This is a genomic window from Streptomyces sp. NPDC002537 (assembly GCF_053594975.1).
In genome coordinates this window covers 92,627-110,310 of record NZ_JBSFWT010000015.1, presented here as the reverse complement: position 1 = coordinate 110,310, position 17,684 = coordinate 92,627, and the positions used below count along the sequence as shown (strand labels likewise).

Genomic DNA, 17,684 nt, shown 5'->3' with positions numbered 1-17,684 from the left:
GACGTCAAGAAGGTCGCCGACCCCGACGGCGGCGAGCGCGCCGTCATCACCCTCGACGGCAAGTACCTCCCGACCAAGCCCTTCTGACCCACCGGACGGGGGCCCGAGCGGCCCCCACCGGTTTTCCCCCTTCAGAAAAACGCTCCCCCGGAGGAATCCCATGGACTTCGCACAGCGCACCATCGACATCGCCCGACGCAACGTCGAAGAGGGCGGCCGCCCGTTCGCGACCGTCATCGTCAAGGACGGTGAGATCCTCGCCGAGAGCCCGAACCTGGTCACCCAGACCAACGATCCGACCGCCCACGCCGAAGTGCTCGCCATCCGCGAGGCCTGCGTGAAGCTGGGCACCGAGCATCTGACCGGCACCACCATCTACGTCCTCGCCCACCCCTGCCCGATGTGCCTCGGCTCGCTCTACTACTGCTCCCCCGACGAGGTCGTCTTCCTCACCACGCGCGACGCCTACGAGCCCCACTACGTCGACGACCGCAAGTACTTCGAACTCGACACCTTCTACGGCGAGTTCGCCAAGGACTGGACCGAGCGGCGCCTGCCCATGCGCCACGAGGCGCGCGACGCCGCCGTCGACGTCTACAAGCTGTGGCAGGACCGCAACGGCGGCGAGCGCCGCGTGACCGGCGCCCCCACCGCCGTCTGAGAGGTGTGCCCATGTCCGATGTGATCGAGAAGGTGGCATGGCTCCGGCTGGACGCGGGCCGCCTCCTCGCCGCCCGCACCCACGGCCGTGACCTCTTCTACCTGCCCGGCGGCAAGCCCGAACCCGGTGAAACCCATGAGCAGGCGCTGGTCCGTGAGATCGCCGAGGAGCTCGGCGTGACCCTGGACGCGGCGACCGTGACGGCCACGCTGATCGTGGAGGCCGCCGCCGACGGCAAACCGGCCGGCACGGTGGTGCGCACGTTCTGCTTCACCGCCGACGGCTCCGGTGAGCCGGTGGCGTCCCGGGAGATCGCCGAGATCGCCTACCTGGCACACGGCGACCGGCCGCGTGCCAGTGCCACCGCCCGGGAGGTCCTGGACCGCCTGGCCGCCACCGGCGAACTCCTGCGCCGGTAGCCGCTCCCACTGCCCGTGCGCCGCCCCCCCCCCCGGGGCGGCGCACCGCGTTCTGTCCGGTCACCCCTGTGCGGACTCGGTGGTCGCGATCAGGGTCCTGGAGGTGAGGGTGCGGTGGACCGGGCACCTCTCGGCGATGTCCATCAGCCGCTTACGCTGGTCGGCGTCGAGGTCGCCGTCGAGCCGGATCTCCCGGGTGATCCTGTCGATCAGCCCCCCGCGGCCGGTTTCACCGTCGGCGCAGTCCTCGGCGCAGTCGTCGACGTGGACGCGCTGGTGGCGCAGGGATACGGTCACCTGCTCCAGCGGCCATCCCTTGCGTTCGGCGTACATGCGCACCGTCATCGACGTGCAGGTGCCCAGGGCGGCGAGGAGCAGGTCGTAAGGGTTGGGGCCGCTGTCGGCACCCGCCGGCTCGGGTTCGTCGGCCACCAGTACATGGGGGCCCGCCTGGATGTGCTGCCCGTAGGTGCCGACTCCGTTCTCGGTCACGACCACCAGGCCGTCGCCCGGCACTCGGCGCGCTTCCGATGCTGCGTCTGCCTGCTCAAGGGTGGGGTGCGACTCGGACATGCCTGCTCCCAGGTTTCGGCCACGGCGGTCAACTGTCATGAAGTTGATGTCTGGCGGGCGAAGAATCCCTTCGGCCCCACGTCAGTCACGGGGCCCCCGCTCGTAGCAATCGTAGTTGCGCTGAGCGACGATCTTGCCGTCGCGGAATTCGAGGAACGTCGCTATATGGGCGTACAGGACGCTCTCGCCCCAGGGCGCCGCGGCGAAGGCGGCGGTGAAGGTCCCGGTCCAGAAGACCTCCATGGCAACCTGGTCCCCCACCGCTACCGCGTTGAGCACTTCGAACTGCTGGTGGGCGAGCGTCGCGCGGCCCCGCTCCGAGGCCGCGAGCATGGCGTCCCGGTCGCGTACGACACCGTCCGGGAAGAGGGCGTTGGGGAACTCGCGGTGCTTGACGTCCTCGTGGAGGAATTCGGCGAGTTCTTCGCTGCTCGCCCACCGGGCAACGGCTTGGTGATAGCGCATCGCGGTATCGATGTTGGGATGCTGCTGACGGGTCGGCATGCGCCAACCCTAGTAGTTCCATTACCGCTTCCCGGTGGTGCCATTGTCGACGCGACCGGATCGCCGGAGGAAGGGCTGGATCCGGCTCGCCGGGCGCCGGTTCCTCCGATTCAGCCCATGGGCTCGCTGAGTTCGACGGCGCGGAGCGCTGCAGCGAGCGCTCGCTCGTCGCCTACGTCCAGCGCCGTGTCGGCCAGTTTGATGACATGCTCATCACCGTGAGCAAGGGCCCGCTCGAAAACTTCTTCGGCGCTGACGCGGCCGGGGGCCACGTACGGGACCGGGTCCTCCGTGGCGTACATCGCCGTCACCGCCGCGGAGGCCGTCCACGCCGCGTGCAGACCCGGCACCCATACCAACTCGGTCAGCCGCGGGCCACCACACCGCCAGCAGATCCTTCCCGGGGTGATCGGCGACGGCCCGGGTGAAGTACGCGATCCAGTCGGCGGCCCGGCGCGGGTCCCCCAGTGCGGCACGCCAGTCGGTGTCGGTGACGGGAGCCACAGCGGCGGGGAATTCCTCGAGCTTCTCCTCGTAGAGATCCAGCCAGCGGTGCAGGGCACCTGAGTACCCGTGTGCGGCAAGTACTTCCTACAGCCAAAGTCGCAAAGTCATCGCTCGGAGGACGGGAGGAACGGGCAGGCTGGACGGCACGGGGAGGAAGATCCTCAAGGCCGACTCACGGAGGCAGTGAACGTGACAGACGTATGTGGCAGCGCCGCGCGGGAGAGTGCCGCGCGGCTGATCGAGGAAGCCGTCGGGTACCTCTACCCCGCGGCGTTGCGCGCGGCGGCATCCGTCGGCGTGGCCGACCACCTGGCCCAAGGCCCCCGCACCCCCGCGGAATTGGCCGAGGCCACCGGCACCGACCCGGTGAGCCTCCGCCGCGTCCTGCGCTTGCTGTCCACCCGTGGCCTGTTCGAGGAGGACGACGAGGGCCGCTTCCGCCTGACCGAGGCCGGCGACGCGCTGCGTACGGACGCGCCCGTGTCCGTACGTTCAGCCGTGCTGATGCTGACGGACCGCACCATGTGGCTGCCGGCCGGGGAAATGACCCGCTGTCTGGAGGGTGGTACGTCGGCGTTCCCGTCCATCTTCGGCATGCCGTTCTTCGATCACTTCGCCAAGGACGCCGACACGGCCAGGATCTTCCACGAGGGCATGGCCTCGATGTCCGACGCGGAGAACGAGCCCATCGCCGACGCGTACGACTACCCCACGGCGCCGGCCACGGTCGTGGACGTCGGCGGCGGCCACGGCGGCCTGCTCCTCGCGGCGTTGCGCACGGGCCCGGCGAGCCTGCGCGGCGTGCTCTACGATCAGCCGCACGTCCTGGCCGGCCACCGGCTGGCGGACGCGGAGGACGTCGTGGGTCGCTGGGCCACGCAGGAGGGCGACTTCTTCACCACGGTGCCACGCGGTGACCTCTACTTCCTCAAGCGCATCCTGCACGACTGGGACGACGCCCAGTGCGTACGCGTCCTGCGGAACTGCCGCGAGGCGATGGCACCGGGCGGCCGCGTCCTGGTCGTCGACGCGGTCATCCCCGCCGGCAACGCCCCGCATCAGGGCAAGACGCTGGACCTGATGATGATGGCCTCCCTCGTGGGCCGGGAACGGACCGGGACCGAGTTCGCCGGGCTCTTCGAGGACGCGGGGCTGCGGCTGGCGCGGGTCATCCCGACAGGGACCGTCCTGTCGATCGTGGAGGCGGTACGGGCCTGAGGCGGTGCGGGCCGGGGCGGGTGGGTTGGCCGGAAACCAACCCCCGGCATCCCTATACGATCTTGGTCGCACACCTGCCACGCAACCGGGACCATGCACAAGTCGCCGGGGAACAGAGGTATCTCTACTCATGGTGAGAATCAAGATCGCGCGTTCGGTGACCACTCTCGCGGCCGCCGTGGCACTGGTGGCCGGAGGTGCGACGGGCGCGGCCGCCACGGAGGTCCCGGCCGCCACGCCGGACCTGTCCGGGGTGCGCGACGCACTGCAGCACATCGTGGACTCGGGGGCGCCGGGCGCGTTCGCGGTGATCCGGGATCACGGCAACCCTGAGCTCAGCCGGTCGCTGGCCATCGGCCGGGCCGACCTCGACGGCACGCCCATGAACGCCGACTGGCGGTTCAGGGTGGGCAGCAACACCAAGATGTTCACCTCGGTGCTCGTGATGCGCCTGGCCGAACAGGGGCGCATCGACCTGGACAAGCCGCTGCGCGACTACCTGCCGCAGGGGACGCTTCCGGAGAGCTGGCAGATCACCGGGCGCCAGGTGATGGAGCACCGCGCCGGGGTGTACGACCACACCAACGACCTCCTAGAACAGCCCGGTGAGGAAACCACCGCCGCCTTCGAGAAGCGCATCCGCGACAACGTCTACGAGCCCAGGGATCTCGTGGCCATGTCGGTGAAGCACGGCCTCCAGTACACCCCGGGGACCGCGTACTCGTACTCGAACACCGACTACGTGCTGATGGGTCTGGCCGCCGAGCACCTCACCGGGCGCCCCTACGCCGACCTGCTGCGCGAGCAGATCTTCGAACCGCTGAAGCTGCGCCAGACCTCCTTCACGGTGCCCGAGAAGAGCATCGCCGGGCCGCACGTCACCGGCTACCTCACCAATGACGACCGCAGCAAGCCGCTGCTCGACTCGACCGAGCAGACCGCGTCCTGGGTCTGGAGCGCGGGAGGCGTCGTCTCCTCCGCCCGTGACCTCGACCGCTTCATGACCGCGCTGCTCGCCGGGGGCTCGGGCGGGCTGGTCTCCGACGACTCGCTGCGGCAGATGACGAGCGTGCTCCCCACGAACACGGCGAAGGTCGGTTACGGGCTGGGTGTGCGGGAGTTCTCCCTCTCCTGCGGCAAGGTTCTCGGCCACGGCGGAATCGTCCAGGGCTACCAGACCCAGACGTTCGCCACCCCGGACGGCAAGCGCACCGTCGTCCTCTTCGCGAACGCGTCCAACAACGGGGTCATCACCCAGGGCCTGACGAACACTCTCGAGCCCACGTTCTGCGGCAAGGCACCGGCCGCCGCCACTCCGCAGAAGCGCTCGCTCACCCGGAACGGGACCGGTGTCCACCAGCTGCCCGTCGTCGAGGACACGCGCATCTGACAACCCGACAGCCCCGTCAACCCTGAGGCGACATGTTCCGTCCGCGGGGCAGGCGGTCGTGGAATTCCTCCAGGGCGGCCCGCTCGCGGTGGTCCCGGTAGGGGAGACGGCCGGTGAGAGCGACGGCGAGGTCCTCGCCGACGGAGTCGATCAGTATCCGGCCGGGGGTGGCCCAGCGCTTGAACCGGCCGCCGATCGCGGTCTCCACCGCCTGACCGGCCTCGGCCCGGTCCACGCCGATGCTGGTGAGGAACCAGCACAGCGCCAGTTCGGCCAGCCCGTACCAGCCGCTCTCCCCGCCCGAGTCCAGTACGAGCGTCACGAGCCGGACCGAGGCCCGCTCCAGATGCCAGCTGCGGTCCTCGGGGGAGGCTGCCAGCGGCGGCGCCAGCTCCGCAAAGGACCGGGCCAGCTTCTCCAACCACTCCCGCCACTCCAGCAGCGCGGCGACGGCGCGGGCGGCAGTCTCCTCGGGGGTCGTCACCGAGGAGACCCCGTTCCAGCTGCCGATGACCCCGCCGTGCCGGTAGCACCAGTTCCACCCCAGGGCCCAGTTCCCGTAGCGCTCCCGGATGATCGCGTCCACCTGGCGTTCGCACCAGTGCTCCCCCTCCCACCAACCCTCCCTGCCGGAGAGCACGGGTGGCACCCATTCGCGGATCAGTGCGCAGAGGCGGGTTTCCTCGTCCTCGTCCCATGTGAAGAGGTGTCGGGCCGGATCGAGATCGTCCCAATGCGACAGGTCCGTGGGCGCGGCGGGGGGCACGCGGTTCTCGGGGAAGGGCAGCGTGTCTCGGTTGTACGTCAGTGTCGGGTCCACTCTTCTGTCCGGTGCGACGGGGCCGACAGTCTCGGCCTGCGGGGCCCGGGTTGGCCAATCAGCTTAATGGATCGAGGCCCGGTCCAGCGCGTCCAGCCCGTCGGCCACGGCGTCACGACCGGCCCGGGGCGTTCCGCGCACACGCCGAAACCCCCTTGGCATGATGAGAGGCACGTTCGCTCCCCACCCATAGGAGTCGTCGATGGCAGTCCGTCGCGTGGTGCCCGATGTCCGGTCGGACGCCCTGGAGGAGAGCCGGGAGTTCTACGGCCTGCTGGGCTTCGAGGAGGCGATGAACCTCGGCTGGATCATGACGCTCGTCTCACCGTCGAACCCCACGGCCCAGGTCAGCTTCCTGAGCAGGGACATGACCGCTCCGGTCGTGCCCGACATGAGCGTCGAGGTGGACGACGTGGACGCGGTGTACGAGGCGATGCGCGGGAGCGGCGCGGACATCGTGTACCCGTTGACCGACGAGGAGTGGGGTGTGCGCCGGTTCTTCGTCCGCGACCCCAACGGCCGGGTGGTCAATGTGGTGAGCCACCGCTGATCCCCGTCCTGGCGAGAAGGGGCCGGCTGCGCGCAGCCGGCCCCGGAACGACAGGGGCTCAGCCGGCGGGGCTCGGTGCCTCTGGGCAGAGGCAGGCGTTCCTCGACAGCTGTGCACCCTTTACCGGCGGAGCCGGCAAGTGGCCCGATCCGGCAGGGCCGCCACACCCCCGTGGCGGCGGCCCGGTCCCGGCTCAGCACAGCCGGGTTGCGGCGTACACCTCGATGGCGGCCCGCTGGTACGCGGCCAGGCCCGGCGCGATCGACTCGTACACCGCGCGCCAGTGCTCGTTCTCCACGCAGCAACGCCCGATCGCGCGGTACTCCTCGGCGGTGGCTGCCCGGCTCCGGGCCAGCGTCCGGTACTGGGTGCCGATCTCGGCCTGCACCGCGTCGGCGTCAGCGGGCAGGCCGGTGGCCAACAGCTCCGCCAGCCGGATCATCTGCGCCGTGCGCTCACGCTCGTCGGCCTCGATATCGGTCTTACTCAACGCCGCGGTACGCCGCTCGACGGCCCCGACCAGCTCCGGGAAACCACGCAGGACCTTCATGCACTCGGCAGGCCGGATACCCTCGAACAGGTTCTCCGGCCGGCTGATACTGATCATGTCTGCGCCCTCCTTCCTGGACTGCTCCAGTTCGGTGATCGTGCGGGCGACGGTGCCGGCCAGGGCATCCAGCCGGTCGCGCTCGGCGAGCAGCCGACGGTGATGGCCCCGCAGAGCCTCCAACTCGCCGACCTGCGCGGCCAGAATCCGGCCGATCTCAGGCAGCCCCAGGCCCAGCGCCCGCAGCACGAGAACCTGCTGCAGCCACAGCAGCTGGCGATCCTCGTAGTAACGGCGGCCGTTGGCCCCGATCCAGGCCGGCGGCAGCAGGCCGATCTCGCCGTAGTGCCGCAGCGTCCGGGCCGTCACACCCGACATCCGGGCAACCTCCGCGATCGACCAGGCCACCGCCGCCTCCCTCACCCGTGCTTCACCGGGCCGGAACCCACGGCCCTGCTCAGGACGGTAGAGGCTTCCGCTACGGCAGGTTCAACCCCAACTCTCAGCTTCTTGCACGCCGATCGGCGGCCGCACGGACACCGAGGGGCCGTTCGGCTCTCAGGGGCCACTCGGGCGAAGATCGCCGCCCGGTTGCGTGGCCGCCATCCCCGCCACCAGGTCGCGGTGCATCGGCGACGTCGCTCGGGCATGCACCAGGCCGGGCATGCCGGGACCCGTACCGGTCTGCGTCACCACCGGCGCCGGCTGCGTGCCGTGCACTACATCCGTCACCGGCCCCGTACCGGCCGCGTCCGCCACTCCCGCCTGCACCTGCCACGAGCGCGGTGGAACCCCGAGCGTCGCCGGAGGCACCGATGAGCACAGCGGATGCCGTCGACCGCGAAGCCGCCTGGCTGACCACCAGCGGCGACGGACTGCCTGCTCTGCTGGCCACCGCGGGCGGCCCGTGGGGGCAACATCCAGGCCTACCAGCCCAGGACCCCGGGCAAGCGCAGCACCAATGTCTTCGTCCTTCGGCTCACGATCCACGACAAGCGCTTCGCCAACGTCCGCCGCATGCCCAGCTACGAATTCGTCCTCAAGTTGATCTGGCCATTGTCGTCCGGCCAGGGTGTGGCCGAGGCCGACCAGTGGGCTTTCGACGCCGCGGTGGACGAACTCCTCGCGCGCATCGACGGATTCCCTGACGACAAGTCGCATGGCGGGCGTTTCCGGGCGGTCGCGGAGGACGGTGAATTTCATTCCGAAATCGCCTGTTCTGCCAACGATCTCGAAGTCACCTGCTAGCGATGGATGCTGCGACAGGCCCCCATCGGACGTGGGTCAGATGGCGTCGATGGCGATGTCGTCGACGTAGAAGGCACATTTGGAGTCGGTCTTGGACTCCTTGGCACCGCCGGTGGCGTTGTTCTGCCACGGACCGTAGTACGTGAAGCCCGCGTAGCACTTGACCTTGGCCCGCCAGGAAACGTTCATGGTGCCAGTGCAGCTCAGTGCCCCGTTCCACGCGGTGTCTGCCGTGGCGACGCAGTCCAGGCTGCCGTAGCGGAACCGCTCGCCCGGCTTGACGGCCGAAGCGGGGGAAGCCAAGAGCACCATGGCCGCAGCGAGCGCGGTGCCGACACCGGCGAACCTTCGGACAGTGAGTTTCACGCCACCTTCTCCCTCGGGTTGACAGCTCCTTGAGACTACCGGCGGGAAGCGTCCCGATAGGGGACAGCGCCGGAACAGGCCTGGAAGCGTTCCCGGTTCAGCCAGGAAAGACGGGGACAGAGACTGCAACGATCAGAAACGCTCAGGAGTCACACAACCCGCCGAAAAGACCCTGGCAGCACGCCCGACCGGCCATGGGGAGAGCCAAAGGAGGGGTCAGACCAGGGTCCACTGCTGGTTGGTGCCGGCGTTGCAGGTGTACTGCTCTACGCGCGTCTCGTCCTGGGTGCTGAAGGCCAGCACGTCAACGCATTTTCGGCTGTTGGCATTGATGAGCTGCTCATACGGGGGACCTCCCGCTGAACGCCCGCCTCCGGCGGCCGACGCGGACTGCAGTTGAACAGTTTCCAGCCCGACCCGCGCCGAACACCGCTTCCCCGCCTTCGCCGCTCTCAGCCTGCTGCACCACACGGACAAGACCCTGCTCGTCGACGGCATCTACGGCGACACCCCGGCCGTCACCAAGATCCTCATGGCCCAAGAGGGTTTCTGGCGGGAGAAGTTCGCCCGGGAAGCGGCCGCGTACCACGCCTTCGCCCGCAGCACCCCGCCGGTGCACCTGCCGCGCCTGCTGGGCGCCGACGCCCAGGCGGGCATCGTGATCCTGGAACGCATGCCCGGCCAGCCGCTCCACACCGAGCGCTGCCCTCCCGTACCGCTTCAGCCCTCCCGGGTGCGGGCGGCCGTGGACACCGTGGGACGGCTCGCCCACTGGCGCCCCGCACCCGGGGCGTTCACGCAGGTCTGGGACTACCCGCAGCGCTTCCAGCGCTACCACGGCTACGGGCTGCTCGACACGGACGACCACCGGGCCCTGGCCCACCTGCTCGACACCGCCGGGGCCGACCGGCACTTCGCCCACGGAGACCCGTTGCCCGCCAACATCCTCATCAACACCCGCCCCGACGAACGCCGACACGATGTCTCCCTGATCGACTGGGAGTTCGCCGGCTATTACCTGCCCCACCTGGACTGGGCCCTGCTGTGGGTCCTGCTCGCCTCCGATCCCAGCGCCCGCGTCCTGATCGAGGAACGCGTCCACCAGGGCGGCCCCGCCCGCGCCGCCGCCTTCACCGTCAACACCGCGATGGTGCTCACCCGCGAGCTGCGCACCCACCGCGACGAGCTCCCGGCCCCCTGGGCCCAACGCCGACTCGACGGCCTGGAACGCGACTGGACGGCGCTGCGCGCCCGCCTGCACCGCGACCCGCACCCCCGGAGGCCCTGATGCGCATCGCGCTCGTCCACCGCGACCTGCACGCCATCACCCGCGGCGGCATCTGCACCCTCTACCGCAGCCTGGCCGCCCGTCTGGGCCACGAGGCCACGTTCATCACCCAGCACACCCCGCGCCCGCGTCAGCCAAGTACTCGACGACCTGCGGCCCGATGTCGCCGAGTGCTCCACCTGGGAAGCCGAACTCCTCCACTACGCCTCACGCGACCGCGAGGGTCGCGCCCCGGTCCTGGTGCGCGCGGAGTTCTCCGCCCGCGCCCTGGGCAATCACCGTCTCGCCGACGACGAGAACACGCTTCTGAGCGTGGCTGACGGTGCCGTCGCTGTCAGCCACTTCGCCGCCGACGACATCCATGCCGCCTACGGCCGGCGCCTGCCCGTCCTGCACAACGGAGTGGACCGCACCCCGCTTCGTCCCTGGTCCCCGCAACGCACCCCTGCACGCCGGGAACCTCGTGCGCCTCACCCCCGGCGGGCAGATATCCCAGCGGGAGCCGCTGCCGCGGGCGTGCCCGGACACCGACGCCCTGTGGCAGCGCCTCGCGACCCGGCCCGGCGACATGCGGCACCGACTGCTGTGGCTGGGGAAGATGACCGTAATGAAGGGCTTCGACCGCCTCCAGGACCTTCTCCCGATGCTGACCGACCGCGCCGTCGTCACCCTCGTCCTCGGTCACGGCCTGGTCCACCACCCCGTCGCCCTCCACCAGCACCCCCACGTCCAAGTCGTCCAGGACCTCCACGACAACGACCTGCCGGGGCTGTACCGCAGCGCCGACTACCTGCTGTCCACCTCCCGCTGGGAAGGCTTCGGCCTGGCCATCGCCGAAGCCCTCGCCTGCGGCACCCCCGCCCTGCTCCCCTCCACCCTGGGCACCGCCCCGGAACTGCTCACCACCCCCATCGCGAGCACAACCTGGAACAACGCACACCACCTCGCCGACCTCCTCGACACCCCACCGCAGCTATGCCACCCCGGGAGGTGTGGGATGACCTCTACCGACGGCACCTGGACGAAGCCCTCGCCCGGATCTGAACCAGCTCCGGAGCCCCCGCGAGGCTGTCGTGCGGAACCGGAGCCGGACCGGCTGACCGGCTTCCATGTCCGCTGGTACAGCCACCACGAGGGCCGCGCCGTCGGTCCGTTCGCGTCCTTCGATGACGTCATCCGCTACATGACCGATCACCGTCTGCCGGGTCCCGACGAGCTCCTCGTCCCGGCCGGCAGGTAGAAGGGGAGAGGGCTCTATCGGATCCGGGCATCCGACGCGGGTGCGGGACGTGCTGCCGTTGATCGCGAAGCGGATCGGCTGAGTCCCGGCGCGCCGACGGGACTCTCCGGCCTGGGGGAAGCGTGCCGAGGCAGTGGGGCCAGGGCCCGGTCCTGTCCCCACTGGGCGAACTGGTGGCTCAGCCCCACCACTTGTGCCACATCGTCCCGTCATTCCCCCGGGCGAAGACGTCGATGCGCCCGGGTCCCCAGGATGTCGCCGCCGGGGACGAGGTCAGGCCGTTCCCCAGTGTCTCCCACCCCGACCAGCCGTTGTCGTACCACTTGTGCCCCAGTGCGTCGCCGCTGACGACGAATGTGTCCAGGCGGCCACGTGCCCAGGACGACACGGCCGGGTCGGAGGTGAAGTAGCCGCCGAGCGACTCCCAGCCCGACCAGCCGTTGTCGTACCACTTGTGCCACATCGTGTTGTCCGTGCTGCGGGCGAACGTGTCGATGCGGCCCGGTGCCCAGGACACGGCGGCGGGTGCGGAGGCCAGGCTGCCGCCCAGGGACTCCCAGCCGGACCAGCCGTTTTCAAACCATTTGTGCCAGAGTGCGCTGTCGCCGCTGCGGGTGAAGACATCCAGTCGGCCACGGGCCCACGACGACACGGCCGGCGTGTCGGTCACGTAGCCGCCGAGGGACTCCCACCCGGACCAGCCGTTGTCGTACCACTTGTGCACGAGGGTGTTGTCCGTGCCTCGGGCGAACACGTCGATGCGGCCCGGTGCCCAGGACACGGCGGCGGGTGCGGAGGCCAGGCTGCCGCCGAGCGACTCCCAGCCGGACCAGCCGTTGTCGTACCACTTGTGCCAGAGCGCGTTGTCGGAGCCGCGGACGAAGGTGTCCAGGCGGCCGTTGCTCCAGGAGGACACGGCCGGGGCGGAGGTCAGGCCGCCGCCGAGGGACTCCCAGCCGGACCACGCCTTCACGGTCGGCGCGGCTGTCGCTGCGGCGGGGGCGAGGAAGGAACCGAGGAACAGGAAGAACGAAGCGAGGAGGACGGGTAACGAGCGTCTTCGCATGCTGGATTCCTTTCCAGGGAAGTGCGGGCGGTCAGACAGTAGAGGAGCGGACGGCTGCCGGACAGGAGTGAACCGGCCCTCCCCGCAGAGCGCCGGGCAGAAGGCGCCGGCCATAGGCCGCCAGGCGGCCCAGCCACCCGGACACCCGGCTCCCAGGGCCGCGGCGGATGCGGGAGCGCCTACTGGCTCGGCTCGCTCCAGCGCATCGAACATGAGGGTGAGACGGTCACGACCGCCGATGACCTGGAGACCGACGCCGTGGGCTTCACCGCCACGCCGGGGGTGACCGGGGCGACGGTGACCGCCGCCTCCTACACACCGGACGAGACGCCGACCACGGAGTCGGCGGGGCGCATCCTGATCAGCGAGTCCGTCCAGGCCAGCGTCGAGCCACTCGGCGAACGCCCGGCTGGGGAGGCATATTCGGCGAAACAGCGGCGGGCCATGGCCGGCCGGGGCCAGGCGATGACCGACGGCTCGTACTCCATCAGGACCCGGGCCGACCTGCGCCGCGCGATCCGTGCCGTGGGCCGGGGCGGCGCAGATCACGACGTAATCCGGCGGCACATCATCCAGCGCGCCACCGCCCTCGGTCTGGTGTCGATGATCCCCGATACCTGGAACAAGGACGGTTCGATGGAGGAAACGTTCTCCACCCGGCTCGGGGAGATCCGCGAGTTCTACCCCGACGGCCCCGAGGGCGGCGACGGCTTCTGCATCGACGCCTACAACGGGCCCCTCAGCCTCACCATGCGGGCCTGCGGCATCGACCCGGCCGAACTCCGCACCATCACAGCCGCGGCCATGACCGCCGCCGTGGAGGCGCTCCAGGCCATGGACCCGGACATGGACGCCGACATCGACGTCGCTGGCGCTCCCCACGCCGGTACCGACGGCGACATGGGCACCAGCAGCGGCGAGTCCGCTCCGCCTGTGCCCGGCCCGCTGCTCACCGCCGAGCACTTCGACGCCGTCCGGGCCGCCGCAGCCGCAGGCGACCTGAAGCCCGGCACGTTCATCACCGCTCAGGTCGTCACCGAAGCCCTCGCTAAGACCGCCCCGCCCACCGGAGGCGCGGCCACCAGCCTGCCCCGTAACAGCCAGCTGCCCCCCTGCAGCCCCCGCTTGCGGGGGCCTTCGCCATCCCCAGCCCCCACCCAGCTCCATCCAGCCCCGTCCGGTGAGCATCCGGTGGGGTTTTTGCACGAGAAGAGGTGCCTCTCGTGCCCACAGAGCTCGAAGAGGCCATCACCACCGCGGGAGCCGTCTCCCCGCTCATCCCTAAAGCGATCGACCCCGTCCTGCTGAAGTACCAGCGCCGGTAAGCCCCGCTGCTGGCCGCGATCCCGTCGAAGCAGTGGAACTCTACGCAGTACTTCTTCAACCGCCGCACCCAGCGCCCGGATTCCGGTGGCGTAGTGGATGGCGGTGCCCGGCCGATCGGTAACTCCACCTACGAGCAGGCCGTCTTCAACATCAGGCTTTACCAGGCCGTCGACAGCATCACCGGCTACGCGCAAACCGTCACCCGCGACATCGTCGGCGACCTCCGCCAGATCGAACTCGACGGCACCGTCACAGACCACCACGGGTTCCACCAGCACCGTCACCCTGTCCTTCGCCACCCCGACCAACCTGCCGGACGGCGCCCCCCGGTCCTCTACAAGGTCTACCGGGGCACTGCCACCGGCACCGAGTCGCTCGTCGGGATAGTCGACGCCTTCGACACCACCGGCACGGCCACCACGTCCATCATCGACACCGGCACGAACCTGCTGACCAACAGCTCGGCCAACACCGGGCCCAGCGCCTACCAGAGCGGCAACACCGGCGCCTTCCCACGCAGCGGCGCCAACGCCCAGGAAGACGTCTACCTCGTGCCGCGGGACCCGGACTTCCTGGTCCGGCCCTACACCCGCGACATGCAGATCCTGCCGCTCGCACCGACCGTGAGCGCGCCCGGTACCTTGCCTTTCGCCGTCCTGACGGACACCACGCTCGCATGCCACGGCAGCAAGTACGTGGGCAGACTCTCCAGGCTCTCTGCAACTCTGTAGCCGCTGCTCATGCGGTTTCTGAGCGCATGTCACCGCAGCGGCCTAGGCTGAAGCCCCGCCAACTTGGTTCTCGCTGGTCAAGAGGGCTGGTGTGCTGCTGCCGAGGGGTCCTCGGGTCGGTGGCGGGCGGTAGCCCGCCGTGTTGATCGTCGGGCAGTGGTCACGGGCGGTCTGCCCGTTTCCAGGTCACGGGGCAGAGCGGGTTCGTGGGCTCGCGGGATGACGGAGATCAGCGAAGTCGCCGAACGCGTCGCCGCCTGCCGGGCCGAACTCGAGGAGGAGGAGAAGCTCCTGGTCGAGCAGCTCGAGAAGGTCCGCCCCGAGCGCGAGGACCTCGCCGCGGCGATGCGCGTGTGGGAGCGCATGCACGCCCAGCTTCAGACGGAGAAGGCGACCACGCAGGCGGTGCCCACGCAGGTAGGCGGCCGTGGCGTACTGCTGGTCCCGCACCGGGAGGCGGGCGTCGGCGAGGACGCGCTGCCGCCGGACCACCAGCGGATCATGCAGATCGTGCGGGAGGCGGGAGGCCCGGTACGCGTCAAAGACGTCGGCACCGTGCTCGGCCTCGAAGTCGAGGTCAAGGGGCGGCTGGAGCCGCTGCGCGGCAAGTTGGCCAAGCTGTCCGGCCGCGGCTGGCTGCGCAAGCTGCCCGCGCATCGCCGACATGGCCGGCGGCAACCAGATCGGCGAAACGACGATACGGCGCTGGCGTGACGAGCTGATCACGCTGCTCGCCGCCCGCGCCCCGCGCCTGGACCGCGCCCTGAAAAGGATCGCCAGGCGGGGCGGCGAAGTCGTCCTGATCGACGGCACCTTCATCCCCACCGTCCGCCGCACCGGCAAGGACAACCGGCCCAACTACTCGGGAAAACACCGACGTCACGGCCTGCGCTTCCTCGCCCTGACCGACAAGAAGGGCCACCTGATCTGGATCTCCGCGGGCCCGCCCCGGCCGCACCCACGACATCACCGCCGCCCGCCGCGACCACATCCTCGAGCAACTGCGTGCCACCGGTCTCGGCGCCCTGGCCGACCTCGGCTTCCTCGGCCTGGACAACGATCCCGACGCCCCGGTCGTCGTCACCGGCTACAAGGCCACCCGCGCCCGCAAGCTCACCGACGGCCAGAAGAAAGCCAACCGCGTGCTCGCCGCCGCACGCGCCCCCGTCGAACACGGCTTTTTTCGCCCACCTCAAAATGTGGCGAACCCTCACCAAGCTTCGCACCGACCCCGCCCGCGCCACCGGCCTCTTGCGCGCCCTGCTGGTACTCACGAACCTCGAGGTCAACCGCTGACGGACGATCAGGCGGGCGGCTTGGTGGACACACCGAGCCGGTCGGACCTGCGCTGCGGGGTCAGAGGGCGTAGGTGCTCGGCCGCCTGTCCTCGAGCGGGGCAATCGACACTCCGTCGTCGAAGACGAGGCGTTTGCCACGGAAACGGTCGAGATCGATCCGAGCCGTCAGCACTTCCTCACACCGGGCTTGCTGAACAGCGAGGACTTCGCCATTGGGTGCGACGATCTGGCTGAATCCGAGAAAGTCTGTTGTCTTTTCGCTGTCGGGTCGATTCGCCACCAACAGATAGACCAGGTTCTCGGCCGCGCGTACCCGCGCGAAATGCTCGGCCAGAATGCGCGACTGCACCGACCAGACGGTGGGCACCGCGATTATGTCCGCACCAGAAAGTGCAAGCGTGCGAGCAATTTCGGGGAATCTCGTTTCATAGCAGATCATCACGCCCAAGCGCCCCAATGGCGTGTCGAAGACCGAGACACCCGACGCGGGAGGTTCGTCCACGAACCGGTCCGCCCCCAGCGGCGGCAAGTGAGCTTTGCGGTGGACCCCGACGTGCCCCTCGGGGCCGATTACGAACGCCGAGTTGTACAGGCTGCCACCATCCTTCTCGAGAGCACCGACAACCAGATGTAGATTCAGCCGGGCCGAGAGTTCGGCGACTGTTGCCAGTTCGGGGCCGTCGGCCGTGACGGCGACGGCATCAGCTTCGCCGCGAGAATCGAATAAATAACCCGTCAGGCCGCATTCGGGAAATACGATCAGCTCGACCCCCGTGCTTGCCGCCGCCTCGGCCGTTTCCGTTATCCGCCGTAGGTTTGCATCGATATCACCTGGCACACAACCGATTTGCGCCACGGAAACCGATCTCGAGCTGTCCACGATGCACCACTCCTCATCTCGCTGACCGGGTACGTGTTCCGCGGCTGCACGCAAGTGCTGTAACGGATCACATGCCGACAACCCACTCGGCAACGATGCATTCAAGATCGAAGAGTGTCAAGGAATCACACCCGGTTCACTCGGTAGCCTGCGACCATCAGCCGCTGATCCACGCAGCGTGACAAGCTGTTGGGCACATGGCTTGCAGGTCTTCTCGTAGATCTCGATTACCCATCAACAGTGGCGTCCTTCACCCCTTTGAACAGCGCAAATCCCTGGACTGGACCCGGGGCTGAATCCATGTCGAGTTCGGCCCGGCAGGCGGCGACGCGTTCGGCGACTGTGACCACTACCCGACGATCAAGACGGCGGGCTACCGCCCGCCACCGACCCGAGGACCCCTCGGCAGCAGCACACCAGCCCTCTTGACCAGCGAGAACCAAGTTGGCGGGGCTTCACTGTTCCTGAGCCAGTCCACTGACGGCGACGAGCGGAGTTCGTCACTACTCCGCCCTTCTGCCGGAGACCGCTGGAGGCAGTGTCCGACGTGAGCGAGCGAAGCGTGGCCGCAGTCCGCGAGCCCGTTGCCGACGTACAGCCTGACCCTGTACGACACCAGGGGACGCCGAGCCGCCTGGTGCACGAGCCGAGGTCGCCTCACCCATGCATCGGGATGTGGCTCTGGTCAGCCCATGACGGGCTCACCGTCGTAGAGCCCGTCGAAGTGCTGGAATCCCTCCGGTCCGAGTACCGCGAACCCGCCACCTGAAACGCACTGTGCCTTGGTTGCAAAGTTCGGCGCGGCCTGCGCACTGCCGGTGGCTTCGATGACCAAGGCAATGGCGGTACAAGCGGTCAGGGCGGCCGAGGCTGCAAGGCTCCTCATGTTCATGGCCTTCCCTCTCCTTCCACTGATCAACCGGTGCAGTCCTGGACCCCCTGGCTGGGATTGCGGACACGGGCCTTGAGACTCGCACCACCTTCTCCACCAGCCAGAGGATTTCCGGTCAACCCGATAGCAGTGTGCGGCCCTCTGAGGGCTTCCGGGCCGT

The 17,684-nt window shown here is 69.2% G+C and carries 21 protein-coding genes and 4 pseudogenes; 14 read left to right on the top strand and 11 right to left on the bottom strand.

Annotation, left to right across the window (positions count from 1 at the left end; all coding sequences use genetic code 11):
- The 3 genes and pseudogenes from ACWD4A_RS10125 to ACWD4A_RS10115 form a co-directional block, all read left to right on the top strand.
- Positions 1 to 87 (top strand): annotated as a pseudogene (locus ACWD4A_RS10125) (cyanase); the annotation flags it as partial.
- Between the two features lie 73 nt (positions 88 to 160).
- Complete coding sequence (locus tag ACWD4A_RS10120; RefSeq protein WP_451191839.1) at positions 161 to 661, top strand: nucleoside deaminase; 501 nt, start codon at positions 161 to 163, stop codon at positions 659 to 661.
- Positions 662 to 672: 11 nt separating this feature from the next.
- Positions 673 to 1,080, top strand: coding sequence for an NUDIX hydrolase (locus ACWD4A_RS10115; protein ID WP_451191836.1), 408 nt, complete (start codon positions 673 to 675; stop codon positions 1,078 to 1,080).
- Positions 1,081 to 1,140: 60 nt separating this feature from the next.
- On the opposite strand, the gene ACWD4A_RS10110 is transcribed toward ACWD4A_RS10115, so the two are convergent.
- The 3 genes and pseudogenes from ACWD4A_RS10110 to ACWD4A_RS10100 form a co-directional block, all read right to left on the bottom strand.
- A complete protein-coding gene (locus tag ACWD4A_RS10110) occupies positions 1,141 to 1,653 on the bottom strand; it encodes an OsmC family protein (RefSeq protein ID WP_451191834.1) in 513 nt (170 codons plus the stop codon).
- Between the two features lie 81 nt (positions 1,654 to 1,734).
- On the bottom strand, positions 1,735 to 2,157 hold the full coding sequence (locus ACWD4A_RS10105; RefSeq protein ID WP_451191831.1) for a nuclear transport factor 2 family protein: 423 nt from the start codon (positions 2,155 to 2,157) through the stop codon (positions 1,735 to 1,737).
- A gap of 110 nt (positions 2,158 to 2,267) precedes the next feature.
- A pseudogene (locus ACWD4A_RS10100) lies at positions 2,268 to 2,748 on the bottom strand (hypothetical protein); the annotation flags it as partial.
- 105 nt (positions 2,749 to 2,853) lie between these two features.
- Between ACWD4A_RS10100 and ACWD4A_RS10095 the strand changes: the two are divergent.
- Both ACWD4A_RS10095 and ACWD4A_RS10090 read left to right on the top strand, forming a co-directional pair.
- Positions 2,854 to 3,882 carry a methyltransferase gene (locus tag ACWD4A_RS10095; protein WP_451191828.1) on the top strand — a complete coding sequence of 343 codons (1,029 nt, stop codon included), beginning with the start codon at positions 2,854 to 2,856 and terminating at the stop codon, positions 3,880 to 3,882.
- A gap of 130 nt (positions 3,883 to 4,012) precedes the next feature.
- Entirely contained in the window at positions 4,013 to 5,272 is a 1,260-nt protein-coding gene (locus ACWD4A_RS10090) for a serine hydrolase domain-containing protein (protein WP_451191825.1), read from the top strand.
- 16 nt (positions 5,273 to 5,288) lie between these two features.
- On the opposite strand, the gene ACWD4A_RS10085 is transcribed toward ACWD4A_RS10090, so the two are convergent.
- Positions 5,289 to 6,092, bottom strand: a complete 804-nt coding sequence (locus ACWD4A_RS10085; RefSeq protein WP_451191822.1) for a hypothetical protein — start codon at positions 6,090 to 6,092, stop codon at positions 5,289 to 5,291.
- A 202-nt stretch (positions 6,093 to 6,294) separates the two neighbouring features.
- Here ACWD4A_RS10085 and ACWD4A_RS10080 point away from each other — a divergent pair, with 202 nt between their 5' ends.
- Positions 6,295 to 6,642, top strand: coding sequence for a VOC family protein (locus ACWD4A_RS10080; RefSeq protein ID WP_451191820.1), 348 nt, complete (start codon positions 6,295 to 6,297; stop codon positions 6,640 to 6,642).
- Positions 6,643 to 6,835: 193 nt separating this feature from the next.
- Here the strand turns inward: ACWD4A_RS10080 and ACWD4A_RS10075 are convergent, their stop codons facing one another.
- Entirely contained in the window at positions 6,836 to 7,597 is a 762-nt protein-coding gene (locus tag ACWD4A_RS10075) for a MerR family transcriptional regulator (protein WP_451191817.1), read from the bottom strand.
- Positions 7,598 to 8,206: 609 nt separating this feature from the next.
- On the opposite strand from ACWD4A_RS10075, the gene ACWD4A_RS10070 reads away from it, so the two are divergent.
- Positions 8,207 to 8,437, top strand: coding sequence for a hypothetical protein (locus tag ACWD4A_RS10070; RefSeq protein WP_451191814.1), 231 nt, complete (start codon positions 8,207 to 8,209; stop codon positions 8,435 to 8,437).
- Positions 8,438 to 8,473: 36 nt separating this feature from the next.
- Here the strand turns inward: ACWD4A_RS10070 and ACWD4A_RS10065 are convergent, their stop codons facing one another.
- Together ACWD4A_RS10065 and ACWD4A_RS10060 are read right to left on the bottom strand one after the other, a co-directional pair.
- Positions 8,474 to 8,803 carry a hypothetical protein gene (locus ACWD4A_RS10065; protein ID WP_451191811.1) on the bottom strand — a complete coding sequence of 110 codons (330 nt, stop codon included), beginning with the start codon at positions 8,801 to 8,803 and terminating at the stop codon, positions 8,474 to 8,476.
- A gap of 216 nt (positions 8,804 to 9,019) precedes the next feature.
- The gene (locus ACWD4A_RS10060; protein ID WP_451191808.1) at positions 9,020 to 9,301 is read right to left on the bottom strand and encodes an RICIN domain-containing protein; all 282 of its coding nucleotides are present in this window, start codon (positions 9,299 to 9,301) and stop codon (positions 9,020 to 9,022) included.
- Positions 9,302 to 9,335: 34 nt separating this feature from the next.
- On the opposite strand from ACWD4A_RS10060, the gene ACWD4A_RS10055 reads away from it, so the two are divergent.
- Positions 9,336 to 10,091 carry a phosphotransferase gene (locus ACWD4A_RS10055; protein ID WP_451191806.1) on the top strand — a complete coding sequence of 252 codons (756 nt, stop codon included), beginning with the start codon at positions 9,336 to 9,338 and terminating at the stop codon, positions 10,089 to 10,091.
- A 207-nt stretch (positions 10,092 to 10,298) separates the two neighbouring features.
- On the opposite strand, the gene ACWD4A_RS10050 is transcribed toward ACWD4A_RS10055, so the two are convergent.
- The gene (locus tag ACWD4A_RS10050; RefSeq protein ID WP_451191803.1) at positions 10,299 to 10,454 is read right to left on the bottom strand and encodes a hypothetical protein; all 156 of its coding nucleotides are present in this window, start codon (positions 10,452 to 10,454) and stop codon (positions 10,299 to 10,301) included.
- Positions 10,455 to 10,554: 100 nt separating this feature from the next.
- Here ACWD4A_RS10050 and ACWD4A_RS10045 point away from each other — a divergent pair, with 100 nt between their 5' ends.
- Positions 10,555 to 11,331 carry a glycosyltransferase gene (locus tag ACWD4A_RS10045; protein WP_451191801.1) on the top strand — a complete coding sequence of 259 codons (777 nt, stop codon included), beginning with the start codon at positions 10,555 to 10,557 and terminating at the stop codon, positions 11,329 to 11,331.
- 178 nt (positions 11,332 to 11,509) lie between these two features.
- Here ACWD4A_RS10045 and ACWD4A_RS10040 read toward each other — a convergent pair whose 3' ends face one another.
- Positions 11,510 to 12,397, bottom strand: coding sequence for a hypothetical protein (locus ACWD4A_RS10040; protein ID WP_451191797.1), 888 nt, complete (start codon positions 12,395 to 12,397; stop codon positions 11,510 to 11,512).
- 258 nt (positions 12,398 to 12,655) lie between these two features.
- On the opposite strand from ACWD4A_RS10040, the gene ACWD4A_RS10035 reads away from it, so the two are divergent.
- The 5 genes and pseudogenes from ACWD4A_RS10035 to ACWD4A_RS10015 all read left to right on the top strand — a co-directional run.
- Positions 12,656 to 13,705, top strand: a complete 1,050-nt coding sequence (locus ACWD4A_RS10035) for a hypothetical protein (RefSeq protein ID WP_451191795.1) — start codon at positions 12,656 to 12,658, stop codon at positions 13,703 to 13,705.
- A 110-nt stretch (positions 13,706 to 13,815) separates the two neighbouring features.
- Positions 13,816 to 14,454, top strand: coding sequence for a hypothetical protein (locus tag ACWD4A_RS10030; RefSeq protein ID WP_451191792.1), 639 nt, complete (start codon positions 13,816 to 13,818; stop codon positions 14,452 to 14,454).
- 219 nt (positions 14,455 to 14,673) lie between these two features.
- A complete protein-coding gene (locus ACWD4A_RS10025; RefSeq protein ID WP_451191790.1) occupies positions 14,674 to 15,168 on the top strand; it encodes a hypothetical protein in 495 nt (164 codons plus the stop codon).
- Positions 15,119 to 15,358, top strand: a pseudogene (locus ACWD4A_RS10020) (IS5/IS1182 family transposase); the annotation flags it as partial. The gene ACWD4A_RS10025 and the pseudogene ACWD4A_RS10020, both read left to right, overlap by 50 nt.
- Before the next feature lie 61 nt (positions 15,359 to 15,419).
- Positions 15,420 to 15,575: pseudogene (locus ACWD4A_RS10015) on the top strand (IS5/IS1182 family transposase); the annotation flags it as partial.
- A gap of 235 nt (positions 15,576 to 15,810) precedes the next feature.
- Here ACWD4A_RS10015 and ACWD4A_RS10010 read toward each other — a convergent pair.
- Both ACWD4A_RS10010 and ACWD4A_RS10005 read right to left on the bottom strand, forming a co-directional pair.
- On the bottom strand, positions 15,811 to 16,632 hold the full coding sequence (locus ACWD4A_RS10010; protein ID WP_451191787.1) for a carbon-nitrogen hydrolase family protein: 822 nt from the start codon (positions 16,630 to 16,632) through the stop codon (positions 15,811 to 15,813).
- Positions 16,633 to 17,317: 685 nt separating this feature from the next.
- Positions 17,318 to 17,524: a hypothetical protein gene (locus ACWD4A_RS10005; protein ID WP_451191785.1), complete on the bottom strand. Its 207-nt coding sequence runs from the start codon at positions 17,522 to 17,524 to the stop codon at positions 17,318 to 17,320.
- Positions 17,525 to 17,684 lie beyond the last annotated feature (160 nt).

What these genes read in the sequence shown, in the direction of transcription:
- ACWD4A_RS10120 (WP_451191839.1), top strand. Translation starts at nt 161, where the DNA reads ATGGACTTCGCACAGCGCACCATCGACATCGCCCGACGCAACGTCGAA.
- ACWD4A_RS10115 (WP_451191836.1), top strand. Translation starts at nt 673, where the DNA reads ATGTCCGATGTGATCGAGAAGGTGGCATGGCTCCGGCTGGACGCGGGC.
- ACWD4A_RS10110 (WP_451191834.1), bottom strand. Translation starts at nt 1,653, where the DNA reads ATGTCCGAGTCGCACCCCACCCTTGAGCAGGCAGACGCAGCATCGGAA.
- ACWD4A_RS10105 (WP_451191831.1), bottom strand. Translation starts at nt 2,157, where the DNA reads ATGCCGACCCGTCAGCAGCATCCCAACATCGATACCGCGATGCGCTAT.
- ACWD4A_RS10090 (WP_451191825.1), top strand. Translation starts at nt 4,013, where the DNA reads ATGGTGAGAATCAAGATCGCGCGTTCGGTGACCACTCTCGCGGCCGCC.
- ACWD4A_RS10080 (WP_451191820.1), top strand. Translation starts at nt 6,295, where the DNA reads ATGGCAGTCCGTCGCGTGGTGCCCGATGTCCGGTCGGACGCCCTGGAG.
- ACWD4A_RS10070 (WP_451191814.1), top strand. Translation starts at nt 8,207, where the DNA reads ATGCCCAGCTACGAATTCGTCCTCAAGTTGATCTGGCCATTGTCGTCC.
- ACWD4A_RS10060 (WP_451191808.1), bottom strand. Translation starts at nt 9,301, where the DNA reads ATGCCGTCGACGAGCAGGGTCTTGTCCGTGTGGTGCAGCAGGCTGAGA.
- ACWD4A_RS10055 (WP_451191806.1), top strand. Translation starts at nt 9,336, where the DNA reads ATGGCCCAAGAGGGTTTCTGGCGGGAGAAGTTCGCCCGGGAAGCGGCC.
- ACWD4A_RS10050 (WP_451191803.1), bottom strand. Translation starts at nt 10,454, where the DNA reads ATGGATGTCGTCGGCGGCGAAGTGGCTGACAGCGACGGCACCGTCAGC.
- ACWD4A_RS10040 (WP_451191797.1), bottom strand. Translation starts at nt 12,397, where the DNA reads ATGCGAAGACGCTCGTTACCCGTCCTCCTCGCTTCGTTCTTCCTGTTC.
- ACWD4A_RS10025 (WP_451191790.1), top strand. Translation starts at nt 14,674, where the DNA reads ATGACGGAGATCAGCGAAGTCGCCGAACGCGTCGCCGCCTGCCGGGCC.
- ACWD4A_RS10005 (WP_451191785.1), bottom strand. Translation starts at nt 17,524, where the DNA reads ATGAACATGAGGAGCCTTGCAGCCTCGGCCGCCCTGACCGCTTGTACC.